At 37.7% G+C, this 17,966-nt stretch carries 27 protein-coding genes; 16 read left to right on the top strand and 11 right to left on the bottom strand.

All coding sequences use genetic code 11. The features are described 5' to 3' along the window. Positions 1–3: 3 nt before the first annotated feature. The 3 genes from ACOSV2_RS06525 to ACOSV2_RS06515 all read left to right on the top strand — a co-directional run bounded on the left by ACOSV2_RS06525 (position 4) and on the right by ACOSV2_RS06515 (position 1,609). Positions 4–705, top strand: coding sequence for a Type 1 glutamine amidotransferase-like domain-containing protein (locus tag ACOSV2_RS06525; protein ID WP_428974448.1), 702 nt, complete (start codon positions 4–6; stop codon positions 703–705). An 80-nt stretch (positions 706–785) separates the two neighbouring features. Further along, positions 786–1,055, top strand: coding sequence for a hypothetical protein (locus ACOSV2_RS06520; protein ID WP_113971005.1), 270 nt, complete (start codon positions 786–788; stop codon positions 1,053–1,055). A gap of 116 nt (positions 1,056–1,171) precedes the next feature. Next, positions 1,172–1,609 (top strand): GNAT family N-acetyltransferase, encoded by a 438-nt coding sequence (locus tag ACOSV2_RS06515; RefSeq protein ID WP_428974447.1) that lies wholly within the window; start codon positions 1,172–1,174, stop codon positions 1,607–1,609. Between the two features lie 123 nt (positions 1,610–1,732). Here ACOSV2_RS06515 and ACOSV2_RS06510 read toward each other — a convergent pair whose 3' ends face one another. Further along, positions 1,733–2,824, bottom strand: a complete 1,092-nt coding sequence (locus ACOSV2_RS06510) for an AI-2E family transporter (RefSeq protein ID WP_428974446.1) — start codon at positions 2,822–2,824, stop codon at positions 1,733–1,735. Between the two features lie 99 nt (positions 2,825–2,923). Here ACOSV2_RS06510 and ACOSV2_RS06505 point away from each other — a divergent pair, with 99 nt between their 5' ends. The 4 genes from ACOSV2_RS06505 to ACOSV2_RS06490 are packed head-to-tail and all read left to right on the top strand — an operon-like array spanning position 2,924 to position 7,501. Next, positions 2,924–3,712 carry a nucleotidyltransferase domain-containing protein gene (locus ACOSV2_RS06505; protein WP_428974445.1) on the top strand — a complete coding sequence of 263 codons (789 nt, stop codon included), beginning with the start codon at positions 2,924–2,926 and terminating at the stop codon, positions 3,710–3,712. 33 nt (positions 3,713–3,745) lie between these two features. Beyond that, on the top strand, positions 3,746–5,311 hold the full coding sequence (locus ACOSV2_RS06500) for a spore germination protein (protein ID WP_428974444.1): 1,566 nt from the start codon (positions 3,746–3,748) through the stop codon (positions 5,309–5,311). Next, positions 5,295–6,398, top strand: coding sequence for a GerAB/ArcD/ProY family transporter (locus ACOSV2_RS06495; RefSeq protein WP_428974443.1), 1,104 nt, complete (start codon positions 5,295–5,297; stop codon positions 6,396–6,398). Before ACOSV2_RS06500 ends, ACOSV2_RS06495 begins: the two co-directional genes overlap by 17 nt. After that, complete coding sequence (locus ACOSV2_RS06490) at positions 6,395–7,501, top strand: Ger(x)C family spore germination protein (RefSeq protein WP_428974442.1); 1,107 nt, start codon at positions 6,395–6,397, stop codon at positions 7,499–7,501. The genes ACOSV2_RS06495 and ACOSV2_RS06490 overlap by 4 nt, the downstream gene beginning before the upstream one ends. A 159-nt stretch (positions 7,502–7,660) precedes the next feature. Here the strand turns inward: ACOSV2_RS06490 and ACOSV2_RS06485 are convergent, their stop codons facing one another. The 3 genes from ACOSV2_RS06485 to ACOSV2_RS06475 are packed head-to-tail and all read right to left on the bottom strand — an operon-like array spanning position 7,661 to position 8,920. Next, a complete protein-coding gene (locus ACOSV2_RS06485; RefSeq protein WP_428974441.1) occupies positions 7,661–7,975 on the bottom strand; it encodes a DMT family transporter in 315 nt (104 codons plus the stop codon). Next, positions 7,975–8,319, bottom strand: coding sequence for a DMT family transporter (locus tag ACOSV2_RS06480; protein ID WP_113970997.1), 345 nt, complete (start codon positions 8,317–8,319; stop codon positions 7,975–7,977). The genes ACOSV2_RS06485 and ACOSV2_RS06480 overlap by 1 nt, the downstream gene beginning before the upstream one ends. A gap of 4 nt (positions 8,320–8,323) precedes the next feature. Continuing rightward, positions 8,324–8,920, bottom strand: a complete 597-nt coding sequence (locus ACOSV2_RS06475; protein ID WP_428974440.1) for a TetR/AcrR family transcriptional regulator — start codon at positions 8,918–8,920, stop codon at positions 8,324–8,326. Positions 8,921–9,072: 152 nt separating this feature from the next. On the opposite strand from ACOSV2_RS06475, the gene ACOSV2_RS06470 reads away from it, so the two are divergent. The 4 genes from ACOSV2_RS06470 (at position 9,073) to ACOSV2_RS06455 (ending at position 10,718) form a co-directional block, all read left to right on the top strand. After that, positions 9,073–9,402: a hypothetical protein gene (locus ACOSV2_RS06470; protein ID WP_428974439.1), complete on the top strand. Its 330-nt coding sequence runs from the start codon at positions 9,073–9,075 to the stop codon at positions 9,400–9,402. A gap of 72 nt (positions 9,403–9,474) precedes the next feature. Continuing rightward, the gene (locus ACOSV2_RS06465; RefSeq protein ID WP_428974438.1) at positions 9,475–9,840 is read left to right on the top strand and encodes an aminoacyl-tRNA hydrolase; all 366 of its coding nucleotides are present in this window, start codon (positions 9,475–9,477) and stop codon (positions 9,838–9,840) included. Between the two features lie 22 nt (positions 9,841–9,862). Next, the gene (locus tag ACOSV2_RS06460) at positions 9,863–10,207 is read left to right on the top strand and encodes a VOC family protein (RefSeq protein ID WP_428974437.1); all 345 of its coding nucleotides are present in this window, start codon (positions 9,863–9,865) and stop codon (positions 10,205–10,207) included. A gap of 49 nt (positions 10,208–10,256) precedes the next feature. Next, positions 10,257–10,718, top strand: a complete 462-nt coding sequence (locus ACOSV2_RS06455; protein WP_428974436.1) for an NUDIX hydrolase — start codon at positions 10,257–10,259, stop codon at positions 10,716–10,718. A gap of 186 nt (positions 10,719–10,904) precedes the next feature. On the opposite strand, the gene ACOSV2_RS06450 is transcribed toward ACOSV2_RS06455, so the two are convergent. Next, the gene (locus ACOSV2_RS06450; protein ID WP_113970993.1) at positions 10,905–11,096 is read right to left on the bottom strand and encodes a hypothetical protein; all 192 of its coding nucleotides are present in this window, start codon (positions 11,094–11,096) and stop codon (positions 10,905–10,907) included. A 424-nt stretch (positions 11,097–11,520) separates the two neighbouring features. After that, positions 11,521–11,718, bottom strand: coding sequence for a hypothetical protein (locus ACOSV2_RS06445; protein WP_428974435.1), 198 nt, complete (start codon positions 11,716–11,718; stop codon positions 11,521–11,523). Between the two features lie 138 nt (positions 11,719–11,856). Between ACOSV2_RS06445 and ACOSV2_RS06440 the strand changes: the two genes are divergently transcribed. Both ACOSV2_RS06440 and ACOSV2_RS06435 read left to right on the top strand, forming a co-directional pair. Beyond that, complete coding sequence (locus ACOSV2_RS06440; protein WP_428974434.1) at positions 11,857–12,342, top strand: hypothetical protein; 486 nt, start codon at positions 11,857–11,859, stop codon at positions 12,340–12,342. Beyond that, positions 12,326–12,814 (top strand): hypothetical protein, encoded by a 489-nt coding sequence (locus ACOSV2_RS06435; RefSeq protein ID WP_428974433.1) that lies wholly within the window; start codon positions 12,326–12,328, stop codon positions 12,812–12,814. The genes ACOSV2_RS06440 and ACOSV2_RS06435 overlap by 17 nt, the downstream gene beginning before the upstream one ends. Positions 12,815–12,971: 157 nt before the next feature. Here ACOSV2_RS06435 and ACOSV2_RS06430 read toward each other — a convergent pair whose 3' ends face one another. Further along, complete coding sequence (locus ACOSV2_RS06430) at positions 12,972–13,823, bottom strand: STAS domain-containing protein (protein WP_428974432.1); 852 nt, start codon at positions 13,821–13,823, stop codon at positions 12,972–12,974. A gap of 165 nt (positions 13,824–13,988) precedes the next feature. On the opposite strand from ACOSV2_RS06430, the gene ACOSV2_RS06425 reads away from it, so the two are divergent. Beyond that, positions 13,989–14,567 carry a histidine phosphatase family protein gene (locus tag ACOSV2_RS06425; RefSeq protein ID WP_428974431.1) on the top strand — a complete coding sequence of 193 codons (579 nt, stop codon included), beginning with the start codon at positions 13,989–13,991 and terminating at the stop codon, positions 14,565–14,567. A 93-nt stretch (positions 14,568–14,660) separates the two neighbouring features. Continuing rightward, positions 14,661–15,050, top strand: coding sequence for a thiol-disulfide oxidoreductase DCC family protein (locus ACOSV2_RS06420; protein WP_397554069.1), 390 nt, complete (start codon positions 14,661–14,663; stop codon positions 15,048–15,050). 38 nt (positions 15,051–15,088) lie between these two features. Here ACOSV2_RS06420 and ACOSV2_RS06415 read toward each other — a convergent pair whose 3' ends face one another. From ACOSV2_RS06415 to ACOSV2_RS06405, 3 genes are all read right to left on the bottom strand, one after another. Further along, positions 15,089–15,496, bottom strand: coding sequence for a secondary thiamine-phosphate synthase enzyme YjbQ (locus ACOSV2_RS06415; RefSeq protein WP_428974430.1), 408 nt, complete (start codon positions 15,494–15,496; stop codon positions 15,089–15,091). A gap of 244 nt (positions 15,497–15,740) precedes the next feature. Continuing rightward, the gene (locus ACOSV2_RS06410) at positions 15,741–16,034 is read right to left on the bottom strand and encodes a hypothetical protein (protein WP_113970985.1); all 294 of its coding nucleotides are present in this window, start codon (positions 16,032–16,034) and stop codon (positions 15,741–15,743) included. A 66-nt stretch (positions 16,035–16,100) separates the two neighbouring features. Continuing rightward, positions 16,101–16,826: a LamB/YcsF family protein gene (locus ACOSV2_RS06405; protein WP_428974429.1), complete on the bottom strand. Its 726-nt coding sequence runs from the start codon at positions 16,824–16,826 to the stop codon at positions 16,101–16,103. Positions 16,827–17,211: 385 nt separating this feature from the next. Here ACOSV2_RS06405 and ACOSV2_RS06400 point away from each other — a divergent pair, with 385 nt between their 5' ends. After that, positions 17,212–17,676, top strand: a complete 465-nt coding sequence (locus ACOSV2_RS06400) for an NUDIX hydrolase (RefSeq protein WP_428974428.1) — start codon at positions 17,212–17,214, stop codon at positions 17,674–17,676. A gap of 54 nt (positions 17,677–17,730) precedes the next feature. Here ACOSV2_RS06400 and ACOSV2_RS06395 read toward each other — a convergent pair whose 3' ends face one another. Next, positions 17,731–17,907 carry a hypothetical protein gene (locus ACOSV2_RS06395; protein WP_428974427.1) on the bottom strand — a complete coding sequence of 59 codons (177 nt, stop codon included), beginning with the start codon at positions 17,905–17,907 and terminating at the stop codon, positions 17,731–17,733. Positions 17,908–17,966: the final 59 nt, after the last annotated feature.

Raw genomic sequence — 17,966 nt, 5'->3', positions numbered from 1 at the left:
TCAATGAAACAGATTATCGCAATGGGTGGGGGAGGCTTTTCCATGGAGCCTGAGAATCTGCTTTTAGATCAATATATATTAAAGCAGGCTGGGCAATCAAATCCAAAGGTTTGTTTTTTGCCTACGGCCAGTGGAGATGCAGAAGGGTATATAGAGCGATTTTACAATGCTTTTCACTCGCTTTCGTGTGAGCCTTCACATTTGTCTCTATTCAAATTACCAACCAAAGATTTAGAGAGATTCCTTCTTGAAAAAGACATTCTCTATGTGGGTGGGGGCAATACAAAAAGTATGCTTGCCCTATGGAGAGAATGGAAGATTGATTCTATACTCAAGAAAGCATGGGAATCTGGGACGATTCTTGCAGGTTTGAGCGCCGGTTCGATCTGTTGGTTTGAAGAAGGAATTACTGATTCGTTTGGTGAAGAATTAGAAACGATTGAAGGTTTGGGATTCCTAAAGGGAAGCCACTCCCCTCATTATGACGGCGAAAAAGATCGGCGTCCCCTTTTTCAATCATTTATCCGTAAAGGGAAACTTCAAGCAGGCTATGGGGCGGATGATGGTGCTGCTTTACATTTCATAGGTGAAAATCTTTATAAAGTAGTGAGTTCAAGAGCTCATGCTTCGGCCTATTGGGTCGAGATGAGAGAGAACGCTATGCACGAAACGGTTTTATCGACAGAATATCTAAAACAGGAATAAAGATAGTCCCTGATTTAGCATACTTTCAAGTTCGATGACATAGGGATAGTGATGAGTCTTTTTCTAAGGAGGAGAACACCATGTCTGAAGACAAACGAAATACTCCAAGTGACTTAGTTAAGAACACGTCAAAGCAAGCCAGCGGACTAGTCAATAAAACGGCAGACACAGCTAACGAAATAATCAAAAGTGTTAGCGGTAAAGGCGGACTTGTAGGAAAAGTGTCAGATACATCGGCAGATTTTGTGAAAAATGTAAGCAATACCGGAAACAAAATGGTCGGGAAAACAGTAGACACGGCAAGCAAGGCAGTCAAGGGTGCATCCAATAAGTTATTTAAAAAGAAATGAGTAAACGAGGGGAGCACTTCCTATGGAGGGATTGCTCCTTTTCTTTTCACCTCTAATATCCGAGGAGGCTATGATAAAATGAAGATGAAGAACTCAGATCAAAATGGAGGGTGAAAATGACACGCATTCGTTTTATTTCAGCTACCGATACATATGCCATTAGACAACAAATCTTAAGGCCGACGCAATCAATAGAGGAGTGTCATTATGAAGGAGATTCAGACGATAGTTCCTTTCACATTGGCGTTTTTGAAGGAAAGGTGCTGATCAGTATCGGTTCCTTTTATCAGGAGGCACAACCGGGTATAAATGGATGTCTCCCTTACCGGCTAAGGGGAATGGCCACTCTTAAGGATTACAGGGGGAATGGCATTGGAAAGCAGCTTATCGAATACAGCGAAAAGATTCTAAGAGAAAAAGGGTGTGAAATGTGGTGGTGCAATGCCAGAATTTCGGCTGGGCCATATTATGAGAAATTGGGTTTAACTCAGTTGGGGGACGTATTTGAAATAGAACCAATCGGGCCTCATGTGATTATGTATAAACAGATATGATTGTCGGAATCGATGCAATATGTAAATGACATATCAACTCCTTAACCTTCTTCCTATACAACTACCACGTTTTTGTCACGACATAAAGAAACAACCGGCAAAAGCCCGGTTGTTTCTCCATTATCATTCTTGAATAGCAGATCTTCTCAGTTTAATAAACTTCACTAAATTTAACACAATGGTTTTTGTTACCGCGTAAAAAGGAACAGCCAGGATCATTCCAAGAATACCTGCCAGGTTTCCAGCCACCAGCAATAAAATGATTATCGTCGCTGGATGAGTATCGAGGCGCTTGCCTAAAATCAGGGGTGAAAGGAGGTTCCCCTCTATTTGCTGGGCAATCGTGACAACCACGATGACGAGAATGGCTTTCGTCGGTGAATCAAACAGGGCCACGATGATGGCAGGTGCAGCACCGATAAAAGGACCGATAAACGGAATGATGTTTGTTACAGCCCCTATTAACGCCATCACCAATGCGTAAGGAAGTCCAATGATTAAATACCCGATAAACGTCAGGGTCCCGACAAAGGAAGCTACCGTCAATTGTCCCTGTATGTATGCGGCAAGTGTATCACTCGTATCCTTTAAAGTGTTGATCCCTTCTTCCCGGTAGGCAGGAGGAAGAAATTTTGAAATGGCCTTAGGAAATTTATGGCCGTCTTTAAACATAAAGAATAATAGAAAAGGGACGGTGACAATCAGAATCGTTATACTGGTCAGAACACTTACTAATCCTTTAAGAGCAGTTGTAATATTATCCGGTAAAGTATTGGCAAAGTCCATTAACTGTTTTTCTACATCTTTTAGTGATACATAATCCTGACTCATCATCCATTTGAATTGTTGAGTCTCAGATAAGTATTCGATGAAGTTCCTCGTTTGTCTTGCATACTCCGGAAGTTCATTGAACAATCCTGTTATCTGCTTTGTGAGTATAGGCGCAACATTTCCAATAATTAACACCATCAGACCAATGATAGCAGCATAAAGCACGATGATGGCAATGGTTCTCGGCAATCTTGCTTTTTCCAGGAGATTGACTAATGGATTTAATAAAAAATACAGAAATCCTGAAATGATAATCGGGAAAAATAATGTTGAAGCGAATACGACAATCGGTTCAAATAAAAATGAAATCTTTGTTGAAACATAAATAATGGTAAGAATAATGAGAATCTGAAGGCTCCATGAGTACATCTTTTTTTTGGTCAAGCTATTCACCTCTACCTATCGACTTGTTTGTGTGATTAAGTATATCAAATACTGAAAGGAAAACCCTACTAATATATAGAGAATAAGGAGAATTATTTTGTGAGAAAAATCATTCTGGATAAGTTGAAAAGTATTGAAAGAGAAGAGAGAGTCAGGATTCTGTATGCAGTCGAAGCAGGGAGTCGGGCATGGGGGTATCATACAGATGAGAGCGATTATGATGTAAGGTTTATATATATACGGGAGGTTCCCGCATATTTAAATCTTCAAGGGACCAAGGACGTTATTGTAAAGCCTGTACAGTATTCCATTGAATTCAGCGGATGGGACCTTAGTAAAGCACTCAAACTTCTCCGTAAATCAAACCCCTCTCTAATGGAGTGGTTAACAAATGAGAATGTGTATATAGAGCACCCGGACATAGAGAAAGTCAGAAAGCTGAGAGAACAGACTTTTTCTCCAACCCGCTGTTTGATTCATTATTATCACATGGGTAAACGCAATATGGAAAAGTATTCGAATGAGGAAATCAAAGATTTAAAGAAAATGATGACGATTATCAGACCGTGGCTTGCTTTTAAGTGGATAAAAGAGTATCAAACGTTTCCACCAAATGGGGTGAACGAAATGGTGGACTCTATTACTATGAATGAAGAAGTGAAGGCTACCATCTCTTCTATGCTCCTATCTAGAGTTAATGGGAAGGAAGTTCCGTTCCCTCATTTAATGTATATGGAAAAGGACATAAGAGAAGATTTTCTTAAAATGGAGGGGACTATGAAGGATCTGCCCAGCGATGACTCTTTTCAATGGGGAGAAATAAACGAAACGTTCTTAAACATTTTAGAAAATGTGTGGGGTGTACATTTAGTAAGAGAGAAACGTTAACAGGATCCTTAGACATGCATAATAGCACCTTCTTTGGGAAGCATAGAAAAAAAGATTCTTACTGAAGGTGCTAATATGAGTTCGTTTAATAAAAGGAATAGAAGAATACCAAAGCAGCTGCTTTCAGAAAAAGAAGAAGTTGTGCCTGAATTTCTCACTCTTGAAGAGAAAATCTCTTATTTTCGTAATGGTTTATTTAATACTGATGATTTAAAACTAAGAGAATTAACTTTTAATAGTAAAATATTGACCATAATGTTTATTGATTCTGTCATTGACAATAGGAGCTTACAGACGTATATTATCAAACCTATATTAGAGAAAGGTTCCGGTGATATACGTGATGTCGTAAGCAGTAATAGCATCAAAGAAACATTGTATTTAGACGAAGCACTCAGTGCAATGGTGGATGGCCACTGCCTTTTACTAACGGAAGACAGTGAAATCATGACCTTTATCAGTATGCCTAAATTTCCTACTAATCGTTTTGAACCAGTAAATGAAAAAGTGATTAGAGGATCACATCAAGGGTTCAGTGAAAATATCACAGAAAATGTGCATCTTATAAGAGAGAGAGTTTCAAGTCCAAAACTGACTGTGAAATATTCCAGTATAGGAGAAACAACAAGGACAAAATACGCTTTAGTTTATTTATCGCATTTAACAAATTTAGAATTGTTGAAAACGATTGAGGACCGGATCAATTATGTTCAAGCAGATGCGATTCAGTCACCTGGATATTTTGAAGAATTTTTAGAAGATAATTCGTTTTCTCCATTTCCACAGTTTTTAAATACGGAAAGGCCGGACCGGGTAGCCGGAAATCTAATGGAAGGCAGAATTGCTCTAGTAATGGAAGGAAGCCCTACGGTATTACTCTTGCCAGTGAATTTCTTCTCTTTCTTTCAAACATCAGAGGACTATAATAACAGGGCATTTATCGGTTCATTTGTACGATTTATCAGATTAATCAGTTTTATTGCAACACTTTGTTTACCCGCTTTTTATATAGCTGTCATCTCCTATAATTATGAAATCATACCGGTAGAAATAATATTTTCGATTAAAAGTTCCCTGGAGTATGTACCTTTCCCTCCATTGATTGAAGCCGCCATTATGCAATTAACATTGGAGTTGCTTCGTGAAGCTGCTATACGATTACCGAACCCTATCGCACAAACCATTGGGGTGGTGGGGGGACTTGTTATCGGGACGGCTGTTGTAGAAGCGAATTTGGTTTCAAATACCATGGTTATCGTAGTGGCGATTACAGCTATATCTTCTTTCGTTATTCCATCTAATGAAATGAGTACTTCCGTTAGGATACTAGGTTTTCCCCTCATGATATTTGCTGCTTTATTTGGGGTTCTTGGAATAGTAATCGGGTTGATGTTGCTGTTAATCCATATGTCGACGCTTAAATCATTAGGTCAATACTATTTATACCCTGTTGCACCTTTGGATTTTAAGTCATTGAAAGACACCTTTATTCGCGTTCCCATGTGGCTGATGAAAGAAAGACCAAAGGATTTGAAACCACAGTATAAGTGGAAAACGACAGATCCTCGAGGATGGAAAAAAAATGAAGAATCAGAGTAATCTTACTTCCATACAGTTGATGTTATTCATTGTCCAAACACAAATTGGAGTAGGGGTTCTTGGCCTTCCATTCAGCGTATTTTCCATTTCCAAAGGTGATGCTTGGATTTCAGTATTGTTGGCTGGTATTGTTGTTCAATTATTTATCACGATATTTTGGGTCTTGGGCAGAAGGTTCCCTGCTAAATCCCTTTTCCAATATTCAATACAATTGGTTGGAAATGCAGGAGGAACATTCATAAATATTTCCTATGTTGTGTATGGATTGCTAGTTACCAGCCTTATTATGATGTATTCAACTGCCATCATCAAAACGTGGGTGCTGACACTTACACCAAAATGGATCATTATGCTTCTATTAATGGGAACCGCAGTCTATTTAGGAAGGGAATTATTATCTGACATCTGCAATGTTTATGTGGTTGTTTCGGGATTGATTTTCTTTCTAATCTTGATATCTATCGTTGTATTGATCATTTATCCTGTTGATTGGAGGTATTTGCTTCCGATTGGTCACTCAGGAGGAACCAATATTCTAAAAGGGATAAAAGAAGCATATTTCTCAATGCTTGGTTTTGAATTGCTTTTGTTTCTTTTTCCTTATTTCCAGCATAATGGGGAACGGACCGTCTTATTCTCAGCTTCAATGGCCAATCTATTTGTGACATTGCTCTATGCATTTCTTACAATAGTCAGTCTTGTGACGTTCAGTCCTGAAGAAATAGTCATTATTCCTCAGCCGGTACTATACTATGTGAAATCCCTGTATTTGCAAATTGTCGAGAGAATTGATTTGGTATTTGTTTCCCTTTGGGTGGTAAGTGTCATAACTTCGTTAACCAGCTACCTTTTTCTATCAACGGAGGGAGTCGCTCATACGTTTAAACGAATCAATCGTTCTGTCATAACAATTTTCTTTGGCAGTTTATCTTTTATCATTGCCTTAATTCCCAATAAAGAAGCAGAAATGGAGCTGTACAACAAATGGGTGATTAATACATCCTATTTATTCATACTTGTCATTCCATTTCTTTTTTTAGGAATCTCTTTTATTTTCAAGAAAAAGGAAAGAGGGAAGAACGTATGAAGAAAAGAATCTTCTTACTCACGGTTCTATTTCTCATTCAGTTGACTTTAACGGGTTGTTGGGATCAACGATTGTTGAAAGACGGAAGGTTGGTTTTTTCCTCTGCCTTTGATTTAGTTGATGATGAAACCATAAGAGCTACAGCCATTATCCGTGATTTTAAAGATCGGACACCAACCAATGTAGTGGTACAAGGGGAAGGGAAAACCATACGTGAGACAAGAATGCATATGGACCGTAAAATTTCCGGAGTATTTGAGCCATCAAAAAATCGGGTGTTTTTATTAGGGGAAGAATTAGCAAAAAAAGATATCTATAAGTTTTTAGATATTTTTTACCGGGACCCCAATAGTTCCATTTCTGCCAAATTAGCAATAGTTGAAGGAGGAAGTGGGGAAATACTTACAAAATTAAGTGAAAAAAACGTATTGATTTCAGAATTTATCATTGAACTACTCAAAAGTGCAGAAACTTCTACTGGAATTCCAAAGCAAAATTTACAAACCGTCTGTACGTTTATGTTCGATGAAGGAAAAGATTTTGCTCTTCCTCTTATCAAAATGGAAAATGGTGAAGTGGTGTTAAGCGGTACGGGTATTTTCCATAAGAATTCAATGTCAGGTACTCTGACTTTTGAGGAAACAACATTATTTCTATTGATGAGCAACCAAGTGGCTAAGCAGACTCGATTTGTATCCAAAATTGAAGAGAATAAGAAGATGAATATCGAAAATTATATTACGTACAATATGTCTGAATCTAAATCAAAGCTTAAAATTGTTTCGGACTCACCAAATAATATACAAGTCGAAATAAATGTAAAGGCAGAAGTATCTGTTGTAGAATATCCTGAAGATAAATTAACCGATAAGAAAAAACTTAAGAAACTAAATAAACAAATTTCAAAACGCTTAACAGAAGATGCGGAAAAAATGATTGAAAAAATTCAGCTGGCTAATTCAGATTTATTTGGTATTGGCAGAGAGTTAATTGCATATCACCCAAAAACATGGGAAAAGCTTGATTGGGAAGAAAAATACCCCACCATTACGATCACTCCTACGATTGAAGTTGATATTGTTGGTCATGGAATAATCAATTGATTGACTCCTTTTCAATAATATATTAATAAATTTTATGGTAGAGGAGCTCACCGTTTGTAATTAAATCCAGTAAGTAAGTGAAAATCAATGTATAAGTAAACAAAAAAGTGTCCAGCCACTGAGAACTGCAACACTCAAAGGCTGGACATTGTTATGGGGTCATGAAACCATCTTTAAACCAATAATACTCCCTATAATGCAACTAATAAAAAATAATCTCTTTAAATCCTTCGTTTCCCTGAAAAAGATCATCCCGATGATGACAGCCCCTGCAGAACCTATCCCTGTCCAGATTCCATAACCCGTACTTACCGGGATATCCAGTAGAGAAAGGGATAATAAATAAAAGCTTATCCCTCCCGCTGCGAAGCTAACGATGGAAGGGGCAAGCTTCTTGTATCCTTCAGAAAGCTTCATAAATGTTACCATCACAACTTCAGAGAACCCGGCAAAAATAAGAAATATCCACGCCATTAGTAGGACCTCCCTGTATCTTGTTCTTCTTTATCACTCATTTTGAGGCCGATCACCCCGAAAATGAGAAGTGTGATAAAGGCGACTTTCAACACGCTAATCCCTTCATGTAGAAATACCATCCCCACTACAGCAGTGCCTGCTGCTCCAATACCTGTGAAGACCGCATAGGCAGTCCCGATAGGCAATAATCTCATGGAGTTTGAGAAAAAATAAAAACTTACCAAGATAAGGAGAGCCGTGACAATACTGGGGACAGGTTTTGTAAACCCTTCTGAAAGGGATAACCCAGTTGCCCAGCCAATCTCCAAAATACCACCAATAATAACGTATATCCAACCCATGATGCTACTCTCCTTTGCGACTTGATATACCTAATTCATAAACCTTCCAAGCCGATTCAATTCGTTGTCTGAAAATTTCTTCCGTGTAATAGTGATGTTCTAAAAAGACACCATCAACTAAACATAAAAAGGAGGCAATAAATTCATCCTCCTCAATTTCACTAAACAGTTTGTGTTTTATGCCTTCTTGGTAAATGGATACTAAAATCGCAGATGTAACCATTTCAAACTGAATGAATTGTTTTTGAATAAGATCTTTAAAAGCTTCTGGAGGAAAGAATGTCACTCTCTTCCATAGCAGTGCTTCTTTTGTTGTCATCAATCGGTGACAAAATAAGTCAAAGAGCATTCGAATATTTCTTAGTGGTTCACTAAGATTCATTTTTTCTTCGGCACTCTTATACGCCGTCACTTCAGACACACTTAAATCCTCGATTACTTCCATAAATAAATCCTCTTTACTTCGGAAATGGTTGTAAATGGATGGCTTTTTAATACCCACGGCGGTTGCAATTGCCGTTAATGAAGTATCCTCGTACCCTTTTTGGCCGAATAAATCCAATGCGACATCTTTTATGAGTTGTTTGTTGTCATTTTTCATGTTTATTCACCTTCTTCATTAACTAACTAACGGTCGTTAGTTTTATTGTAAATCCATTTTTGAATTTATGCAAGAGGGAAAATAATCGAATGTATTTCATGTTTCTTACATATAATCATTTGTTGATTTTATATGGAAGGAAAGGGATATACATGATGGGCTTACGGGCGAAATTTGTGATACTTGGTATGTTGCTTGTTCTTCTGGTGGGGCTCTTTATTCTGAAGCTGGTGGTTATCAGCCAAGAAGATTGGGTAGTGATTGAGGAAAAGTATTTTCCGGCGAATGATAGAAAAGGTGCGGAAGGAATTAAATCAGGTGAGGTTATAGATGAAAACAGCAGCAATCCCTCATGCTCTATGAAATTTGATAACGGTCATACCTATAAGCTGGATTGTGATGTATATTTAGATTTTAAAATAGGAGAGAAGGTCAAAATAGTTTCAGTTGAAAATAATTACGTGAAATTAAGAAGGAAGTAAATAATACTGAGGTACATACCCTTCGCATGGTAAAATAACAGGTACTAAATGATGAAAGGGCTGATTAGACGAATGAATAAACGTGATCTCGTTCAATATTTTATTGTTAATAAGGAACTGAATATGTCAAAGGGAAAAACGGCAGCGCAAGTGGCACATGCCGCTACTCTCAGTACGCTGACGATGATGTCATCTGATTCACCTTTTCAAGATCGACAAGCAGACTTTGTAGAATGGGTGCAGACAGGAATGAAAAAAATTGTTCTAAAGGGAAAAGCCGGTGAGCTGGAGAAATTAGAGGGTGATGGATATTTCAGTATTCATGATAGCGGGTTAACTGAAATTAAAGAGGGATCTTTAACAGTAGTGGCACTTCCGCCCATGGAAAAGTTTGAAGCAAAAGAGATTGTCGGGCACTTAACACTATTAAAAAACTAGAGAAGAAGAAGGAGGTCATTCATTGTTTTCTAAAGTGGATACAGTACATATGTGTGTAACAGATTTAAAAAAGACTACACAATGGTATGTAGAGGTGTTGGAGTTTGAGCAGGTTTTTGATTCAGGAACGTATGTTGTGTTTCAAATAGGTCAAGGAGTCTCTACTCTAACAGTTCAAGAGGGAGAGGTCCGTCCCTCATCCATTAAGCCAATTCTCTTTTCTGATGCGCTGGAAGAGAGCCGGTTAAAGCTTGTGGAGAAGGACGTAAAGGTTGGTGAGATAAAAGAGGATGGGGGGGTTACATTTTTTGAGTTCTGGGATTTAGATGGAAATGGTTTTGAGGCTTGTCAATATAAAACGTTCTAATTCGGTCTGTGTTTCATTACATTAGCTGGTTCAGTGAGGAGATTGATCAATGGGTTACATAGAAGAATTAAGAGAAATTGTTGGAACGCGCCCCCTTATTTTAGTTGGATCGGTGGTCATTATTTTAAATGAGAAAAAGGAAGTGCTGTTGCAGCAACGGAGATTTCCCAATGGTTCATGGGGACTGCCTGGGGGATTGATGGAATTGGCAGAATCAACGGAAGAGACCGCGAGAAGAGAAGTGAAGGAAGAAACGAATCTGACATTAGGTAAGTTAAACTTGTTAACCGTGTATTCTGGTGCGGATCAATACATTAAAGCTGAAAATGGAGATGAATTTTATGTAGTCACCACTGTTTACTTTACAAATGATTACAATGGAGAAATGAAAGCAGAACACTCTGAATCCATTCAACTTAAGTTTTGTAACTTAGAGGAACTACCTGATACTATTGTGAGAAGCCACCAGTGTATGCTGAATGATTATAAACAACAGATATGCATAGGGTGAGCAGCGTTGCTAAAAAGAAAAAATGGCACACGAGAAGAATGATCCCGTGTAAGGAACTCTCTTCCTTGTGAAATTTAACAGGGTAACTCAGTCCATCTCTCTATACTTTGAGAGTGATTACAAAAAAGCTGATCAGGTTAGGTTCTGATCAGCTTTTTTAGTAAATTATTCTATAGAGAGAAGCGTTTATTTTAAAGTATCTAGATACGCATAATATGCGGCTAGTTTTTCATTGTTGTTTGCAGCCCGACCGTTCCCTTTTAATGATTTACCTATCGCGAAATATTCTTTATGAACAGGCAGAACGTGAACGGTAATAGCTGGACGCCCTCTATGTCTATAATCCTGAGGAACGTGAAGCATGGAAAATCGTTTCATAGAAATGCCTCCTTTAAGGAGAAAGCTATTCTACCCATTTATTATTATTTAGGTAGAATCAATAGTTGTTTAACATTAACATAATGATCGATTTGATTCAAATTTCAGATTATTACCTACAATTCATTGTGATAAAATAATTTAAAAGTACCCCCATGAATGGTGTCCTTCTTTCGTATTCTTTGATAAGAAGGCAAGAGGCTTGTAGCCATGCAGAGTAGACACACAACTTGGGAGGTATTTGTATGAACATTGATGATGTACTAGAAGATACCGTAGAACTTGGACAAGAGGATATAAATCGCCCAATCTATCGCATTGATATTGATAAACTTCTAGATTTGACAAGTGATATGTAAGAGGAACATTACTATATAAGAGAAAAGGCCAGCCTTAATCCAGGCTGGCCTTTTCTCTTTTTGGTTTAGTCATGTCGTTTATGCTTGTTTAGTAGTTCTTTAAGAAGATTGATGATGGTGGCACGTTCGTCTTTGTTAAAGCTTTGAGTCCATCCTGAGATAAGTCTTTCTTCTTCAGGTGATAAGTCACGCTGCAAACCATCAACAAAGACTTCTGTTATTTCATCTCTTGCATATTTGGGGTTGATAGATTCATGTTTCATCAAATTACCTCCTTCATTCTCCTTTACTCTTTTCCCTTTGCTAAATTAATACAAACTTCCGAACTCTCTTGTCCCAATTTTGGTTATGTAACGAGTCGATTAAGGCAAGGATAGTAAGAAAAAACTAAGGAGAAATCAATGTCTCTTCCTTTCTTCATTTCCATATTGATCATGCTGATTTATATTGTCAGTTTTATGCGAAAGAAGCTTTCATTCACTTCAAACTCCATACAGTTCATGGTGTTATCGATCATTTCAACGAATTACATTACGATTATGACCAATAAACTGGAGTGGATTAAGGCCTCAGAGGACGTCACTCAATTCATCAGCTTATTGATAAACCGGGAATGCATTTTGCCATTAGTCGGGATTGTCATGGTGAATGGTTACTTGAATGACGGAAATAGAACTCATCGATTCTTATTATACGTATGCTTGCTATTCTTTATCAGTGTATTGGATATTCTCCATATACACTTTAAAACCCTTGAGTATCCTCAATGGAGCCTGTTAAATACAATTATCATGAATGGTACATTTTTATTGATTTGTATTTGGATAGGGCTAGGGCTATATTATTTGCAGAAAAAGGAGGAGAGAGATAGTGGACAGAATCTATGAGAGGTCATTTGACTTAAACGAGTGGTTTATCATCATTAGTCTCATCGCTCTCCTTTTATTGATCTGGATTACGCCAAAAATATTCTCATTCCTTGAAGGGTTAAGTTATTATATGTATGGCATATCTATAGGAATGTTCTATGATCATACGATAAGTATTCCTCCATGGGATTTCTATGATGTCAATGACAGTTCCGCTTACCAGGCAATTGACTTTGTAAGTTACATCATGTATGGCCCTTATAGTTATTTCTTCATATACATATATAAAAAGCTAAAGATAAGAGGGATCATGAATCTTGCTTATTTATTGATTTGGACAGCTTTTTCTCTCTTGATGGAATGGTTCACGCTCAAAATCGGTATATTCCATTTCGATAAAGGGTATGAAATGTATTGGTCGATTCCCATATATATGGCTGTCCAAAGCATTCAACTATTATTTCATCATAAAATAAATAAGAGTGCCTAGTGTTTGTGTAGGTTCTGTTCTCAAAGATTGTTGTTTTCTAATATAGAATCTTCGAGGGCTCTGTCGACCAGTATATGCTGGATGGTGAGGGGAACTGCTCCGCTTTCCGCAAACCAAAAAACCAGAAGCCATGATGCAATATGGCTTCTGGTTTTCATTATATGGGAAGGACAACATCATATTGATTGAATCCGATATCCTCAAGAGCCTGTTTTAAGCTTGAGCTTGTTTTTAAATCGTCGAAGGTAATGCCCAGATTCCCTAAAGTATGGGCAACTTCAGGACGGATGCCGGTTAATACCGATTGGACACCCATCATTTTTAAAGCATTTACAATCTGATAGATATTATGCGAAACCATCGTATCCATTATGGCTACACCGGATATATCAATAAATAAATATTCCAGTTGTAATTCAGAGCTTTTCTTTAGTGCCGTTTCCATAACAGAGCTGGCTCTATGAGTATCAATGTCCCCGATAAGAGGAAGTATCGCAATTTTGTCAGCTATCGGCACAATCGGTGCTGATAGTTCATCCATAGCAGTATGAACTAGGGCCAACTGATCTTTCTGTTGCTTAATAAATAACTCATTGAAAAGATAAGCAATTTCATCGAGTAAGGGATTTATCTTTTTGTTTGATTGCAGCATAATGGAGGCTGAAATTTGTTTGTCGATTTGCTCATTGAAAAAATCCCAAATGGCCGTACGGAATGTGGAAAGAGTTTTTAGAGAGTCGTTTAGGGAGATACCTCTTTCTATGGCTATTTCCCCAACTTTCAGAGACCACTCTTTTATTTTAATGAGAGAATCCTTTTGATCTTCATATAAAGATTCACCCAGTATTTGTATTAATTCAACTCTCCACTCTGTGATCTTCTCCATTTGCAAACCTGAAAACTTAAGTTGTTCAGAGTAACGTAGTTCCTGATAGTCAATTATACATTTAGCAATTTCGGATTTATGTGAAACGATTTCTTGACCCAGATATAATAATTCATCTCTCATTCTTTTCAGTCAACTCCTTATACTGCTCATTTATTTAAAACTTTCAAAATAATCTCTTTTAATGGTAATATAGTATATCATAAAATCTAGTAGAATTATACTTCTTAAAGCATGGATAATGTACGCACATTATAAACAGCAACTTTAACAGAAGGAGTAAATGGAATGACTCATATATGTTTAGTAAGGCATGGTCAAACAGAATGGAATCTCTTGGGTAAATTACAAGGTCAAACAGATATACCATTAAATGAAACTGGAAAGATTCAAGCAGAAGAATGCAGAGAATTTTTGAAGAAATCACAATGGGATGTTCTCATAACCACTTCTTTGATGAGAGCCAGAAAAACAGCGGATATTATCAATGAATCATTGGAACTGCCAATAGTGGAAATGGATCATTTCAAGGAACGCCATTTTGGTGAGGGGGAGGGACTGTCCCGTGAAGAAAGAGAAGAGCGATATCCTGACTTTATCTTTCCTAATATGGAACCGTACGAAGAGTTGGTCGAGAGGGTACAGGTAGGGCTGGACCATATTCATGCTCAGTTTCACGGCAAGAGGGTACTGTTAGTTGCTCACGGTGCTGTCATCAGTGCAGTATTACGGGAGTTTCATGCAGAGGAGGCAATACTGGGGCATGTGAAGTTATTTAACGGTTGCCTGACCAATCTCCATATGAAAAATAAACGATGGGCAGTTCATTCCTATAACGAAGTAGGTCACCTATCAGAGCATTCATAAAGTTTGATAGCAGGTAACTTTCTGGAAAGACGTTTTGAATTCTATTATAATGAGAAGTGCATAAATGGAGATTCATGAAACGGTGTGATTTCAATGGCAATAATTTTGTTTGATGGCATATGTAATTTTTGCAATAGTAGTGTTCGATTTATTATTGAACGTGATCCTGAAGGAATCTACCAGTTTGCTTCCTTACAAAGCGATATTGGTCAACAATTATTGAAGAAGCACAACATTCCTTATACAACAGATAGCTTTGTATTAATTGAAGATCATAAAGCGTATGTTGAATCAACCGCTGCTTTAAAGGTGTGCTCTCATTTGACATGGCCATGGAAGTTTTTCACTACATGCATAATCGTTCCTAAGCCCTTAAGAGATAGGGTTTACAGATGGATTGCCATGAATAGATACAAATGGTTTGGAAAACAAGAGAGTTGTAAGCTGCCTTCGCAAAACATAAGAGAACGTTTTATCGAATAGAAAGACTCGAGGAAATGCCCCCCGAGTCTTTTCGTTTCTTATTCAGTTTTAATTGTTTTAATCGAAACCCTTCTTCCAGACCGTGGCCCATCAAACTCACATAGGTAGATGCCTTGCCAAGTTCCCAATAGAAGTTTCCCATTACTGACGATGATTGTTTGAGAGTGTCCGACTGTACTTGTCTTTAAATGAGCAGCCGTGTTTCCTTCTCCATGTAGGTCGAGAGTATGTTCCCAAGGGTATACCTCGTCTAATCGACGTAGAAAATCTGTTTTCACATCGGGATCCGCATTTTCATTCACTGTGATTCCGGCTGTTGTGTGTAAGGATTGAACCACGACAACGCCTTCCTTCATTTTTTCACGGTTGACGACTTCTTGGACATACGTGGTGATATCAATCATTTCATCGCGCTTTTTTGTATCGATTGTAAGAGTTTTTATCATAGCAATGACCCTTTCTATGTAAGTCTCATTCCTCTACATTCCACTAAAAGGCTTTCTTAAAACCAGCCGTACTCATTAACAAATTTCACAAGTTGGTATGTTCGCAGTAAACGGGAAAACGAGCGTAATGTGGGGAGGGGGTTTTATCCCATAGTGGATCATGAATTTTTCTGATACTACAAATTTCTTCTGCTGATTCCGTTTGAGGAAAGTATGAATGGCTCGTTTCATCGGTCTACTCCTATTATTCACATGATGCATCTTGATTTCCTATGAATGTATGCCCATTACGTTCGAATGAAGCTCTGTAACACTTTCCGTCTTTTGTCCTGTATAGGGCTTCATACACTTTTTCTTTATTATCAGTGGTATGAGTTTGAATGATTCCAATGATGGTTGAGTCGGGAGATACGGTTTGTAGAGATGTTTCAATGCTAGAGTGCAAAAGGAACCGCTGATAGCCATATATTATAATAACGCAAGCAACAAGTAAGATGAACATCCAGCGGAAGCCTTCGAGTAGTAAAGTCTTATTCATTAGAGACTTCTCCTATCTTCTATACATTCTCCATAGAATAAGGGCTAAATATAGCCCTTAAATGATTCAACTTAACTTTTCAAATAATCTTTTAGCAAGGTTTAAAGCAGCCATGTTATCTCCATGAAGACAAATGGTATCCGCTTTAATTGATAATACCTCACCATCTGTTGAAACTACTTCTTGTTTCTCCACCATTCGTAAGACTTGCTTTTCGACTTCATTTTCATCATGAAGTACGGCATTGGGAAGGGAACGGGGAGTTAATGAACCATCAGATTGATAAGTTCGATCGGCAAATACTTCATGAGCAACATGCAACCCGATTTCCTCTCCTGCTTTTGTCAGCTCACTTTGAGAAAGGCCGAACAATGTTAATTCAGGGTCAAGGTCGTATACTGCTTCAGCAATAGATGCAGCCAGTTCGGAATCCTTCGCAGCCATATTATAGAGGGCACCATGAGGCTTAACATGTGACAACTTGCCTCCCTGTGCCTTGACGAAAGCGAGAAGTGCGCCTGTTTGATATTGTACAAGGGCATATGCTTCTTCAGGAGTGATATGTATCACTCTTCTTCCGAACCCTTGAAGGTCAGGTAATCCAGGGTGAGCACCAATCTTTAGATTGTGACTTAATGCATTTGTGACTGTTTGTTTCATTACGAGGGGATCTCCCGCATGGAATCCGCAAGCGACATTGACGGAGGAAACGAATTTCATCATTTCTTCATCCTGTCCAATTGTATATGTACCAAAACTTTCTCCTAAATCACAGTTTAAATCGATTTTCATTTTTCCATCCTTTCATCCACTAGAATGAATTGTAACATTCTGAATTCTTGTTTATCATATCATATATTCAATCAGGATGCTTTTCTGATAGAGTAGTGGAGAATTAAGGGGGGGGGAATGATTTTCTCATCAAATTTTAATCTTGCTCTAATGGGGTTCACCTTTTCACACGTTAAAATGAATCTTGCTTATGAATAAGGATATATCACTCCTAAACAAAAGAAAGTGGGGTAGCTTTCTTTTTGTTTAAATCTTTATTATGTAAGACCCATTCTAATTTCTTTTCTTTGGAGACAAAAGTTTTGCTGAAGCTTTTGTCTTCTTTTTGTCTATTTTTAAACAAAATTGGGCTCTATTGGTTAGAATGAAGAGAGGGAGGGATCGAATGGATCTTGTGTTTAAACAAAACCAAAACGTTTTTAATTACAGGGTAGTGGCCGTCTGGATAGAACAGGACCATATTTTATTACATAAACAAGTGGAAGACAGCTACTGGTCGTTGCCCGGTGGAAGAGTCGTCATGGGTGAAGCATCACAGGAAAGCTTAAAGAGAGAAATGAGAGAAGAACTGGGGATTGAAGTTCATGTAGAACAATTGATCATGGTGAACGAAAATTTCTTTCCATATAAAGAATGGGATTTCCATGAAATTGGATTTTACTATAAAGTGAAAACTGCAGATCGGGCAATTTTTCAAAAGGACGCCTTTCATGGGCTGGAAGGGGATCGTTTATTATACAAGTGGATTCCCATTGAAGAACTTTCAGAAGTACAATTATTTCCTCAAGAGGTTAAAGATATGTTATCACATCAATCGAATGAAACAATGCATATTGTGTCAAAGAAGTGATTGAAATGGAAGGCAGAGAAGAACTTCTCCACCTTTTAGTCTATGTAGTACTACTTACTGTGTATGAGTCAGTTTAAGCTTTACTTTATGAAACAAAGATTTCATCTTTCCTTCGTTTCTTTTCGCTTTGGGGTGATGTTCAATTACTTTTGTACGTAGAAAATAATTAATGACTTCTTCAGCCAGAATGAGAAGTACAAAAAGAGTAGCAATCACGATTATCCAGGTCATATATATTCCTCCCTTACGATCCCTATCATGTTTATGGATATATCTACCACATTGTGTAT

The sequence above is a fragment of the Rossellomorea sp. DUT-2 genome (assembly GCF_052665285.1).
The sequence above is the reverse complement of the archived record's forward strand: the minus strand, read 5'-3'. Positions and strand labels throughout refer to the sequence as shown.

Excerpts from the sequence above, each read along its gene's own strand:
- ACOSV2_RS06455 (WP_428974436.1), top strand. The coding sequence starts at position 10,257 with ATGGGTTACATAGAAGAATTAAGAGAAATTGTTGGAACGCGCCCCCTT.
- ACOSV2_RS06525 (WP_428974448.1), top strand. The coding sequence starts at position 4 with ATGAAACAGATTATCGCAATGGGTGGGGGAGGCTTTTCCATGGAGCCT.
- ACOSV2_RS06520 (WP_113971005.1), top strand. The coding sequence starts at position 786 with ATGTCTGAAGACAAACGAAATACTCCAAGTGACTTAGTTAAGAACACG.
- ACOSV2_RS06395 (WP_428974427.1), bottom strand. The coding sequence starts at position 17,907 with ATGACCTGGATAATCGTGATTGCTACTCTTTTTGTACTTCTCATTCTG.
- ACOSV2_RS06420 (WP_397554069.1), top strand. The coding sequence starts at position 14,661 with ATGGCAATAATTTTGTTTGATGGCATATGTAATTTTTGCAATAGTAGT.
- ACOSV2_RS06480 (WP_113970997.1), bottom strand. The coding sequence starts at position 8,319 with ATGGGTTGGATATACGTTATTATTGGTGGTATTTTGGAGATTGGCTGG.
- ACOSV2_RS06440 (WP_428974434.1), top strand. The coding sequence starts at position 11,857 with ATGTCTCTTCCTTTCTTCATTTCCATATTGATCATGCTGATTTATATT.
- ACOSV2_RS06400 (WP_428974428.1), top strand. The coding sequence starts at position 17,212 with ATGGATCTTGTGTTTAAACAAAACCAAAACGTTTTTAATTACAGGGTA.
- ACOSV2_RS06485 (WP_428974441.1), bottom strand. The coding sequence starts at position 7,975 with ATGGCGTGGATATTTCTTATTTTTGCCGGGTTCTCTGAAGTTGTGATG.
- ACOSV2_RS06445 (WP_428974435.1), bottom strand. The coding sequence starts at position 11,718 with ATGAAACATGAATCTATCAACCCCAAATATGCAAGAGATGAAATAACA.
- ACOSV2_RS06475 (WP_428974440.1), bottom strand. The coding sequence starts at position 8,920 with ATGAAAAATGACAACAAACAACTCATAAAAGATGTCGCATTGGATTTA.
- ACOSV2_RS06425 (WP_428974431.1), top strand. The coding sequence starts at position 13,989 with ATGACTCATATATGTTTAGTAAGGCATGGTCAAACAGAATGGAATCTC.
- ACOSV2_RS06465 (WP_428974438.1), top strand. The coding sequence starts at position 9,475 with ATGAATAAACGTGATCTCGTTCAATATTTTATTGTTAATAAGGAACTG.
- ACOSV2_RS06405 (WP_428974429.1), bottom strand. The coding sequence starts at position 16,826 with ATGAAAATCGATTTAAACTGTGATTTAGGAGAAAGTTTTGGTACATAT.
- ACOSV2_RS06430 (WP_428974432.1), bottom strand. The coding sequence starts at position 13,823 with ATGAGAGATGAATTATTATATCTGGGTCAAGAAATCGTTTCACATAAA.
- ACOSV2_RS06410 (WP_113970985.1), bottom strand. The coding sequence starts at position 16,034 with ATGAATAAGACTTTACTACTCGAAGGCTTCCGCTGGATGTTCATCTTA.
- ACOSV2_RS06470 (WP_428974439.1), top strand. The coding sequence starts at position 9,073 with ATGATGGGCTTACGGGCGAAATTTGTGATACTTGGTATGTTGCTTGTT.
- ACOSV2_RS06415 (WP_428974430.1), bottom strand. The coding sequence starts at position 15,496 with ATGATAAAAACTCTTACAATCGATACAAAAAAGCGCGATGAAATGATT.
- ACOSV2_RS06490 (WP_428974442.1), top strand. The coding sequence starts at position 6,395 with ATGAAGAAAAGAATCTTCTTACTCACGGTTCTATTTCTCATTCAGTTG.
- ACOSV2_RS06450 (WP_113970993.1), bottom strand. The coding sequence starts at position 11,096 with ATGAAACGATTTTCCATGCTTCACGTTCCTCAGGATTATAGACATAGA.
- ACOSV2_RS06515 (WP_428974447.1), top strand. The coding sequence starts at position 1,172 with ATGACACGCATTCGTTTTATTTCAGCTACCGATACATATGCCATTAGA.
- ACOSV2_RS06495 (WP_428974443.1), top strand. The coding sequence starts at position 5,295 with ATGAAGAATCAGAGTAATCTTACTTCCATACAGTTGATGTTATTCATT.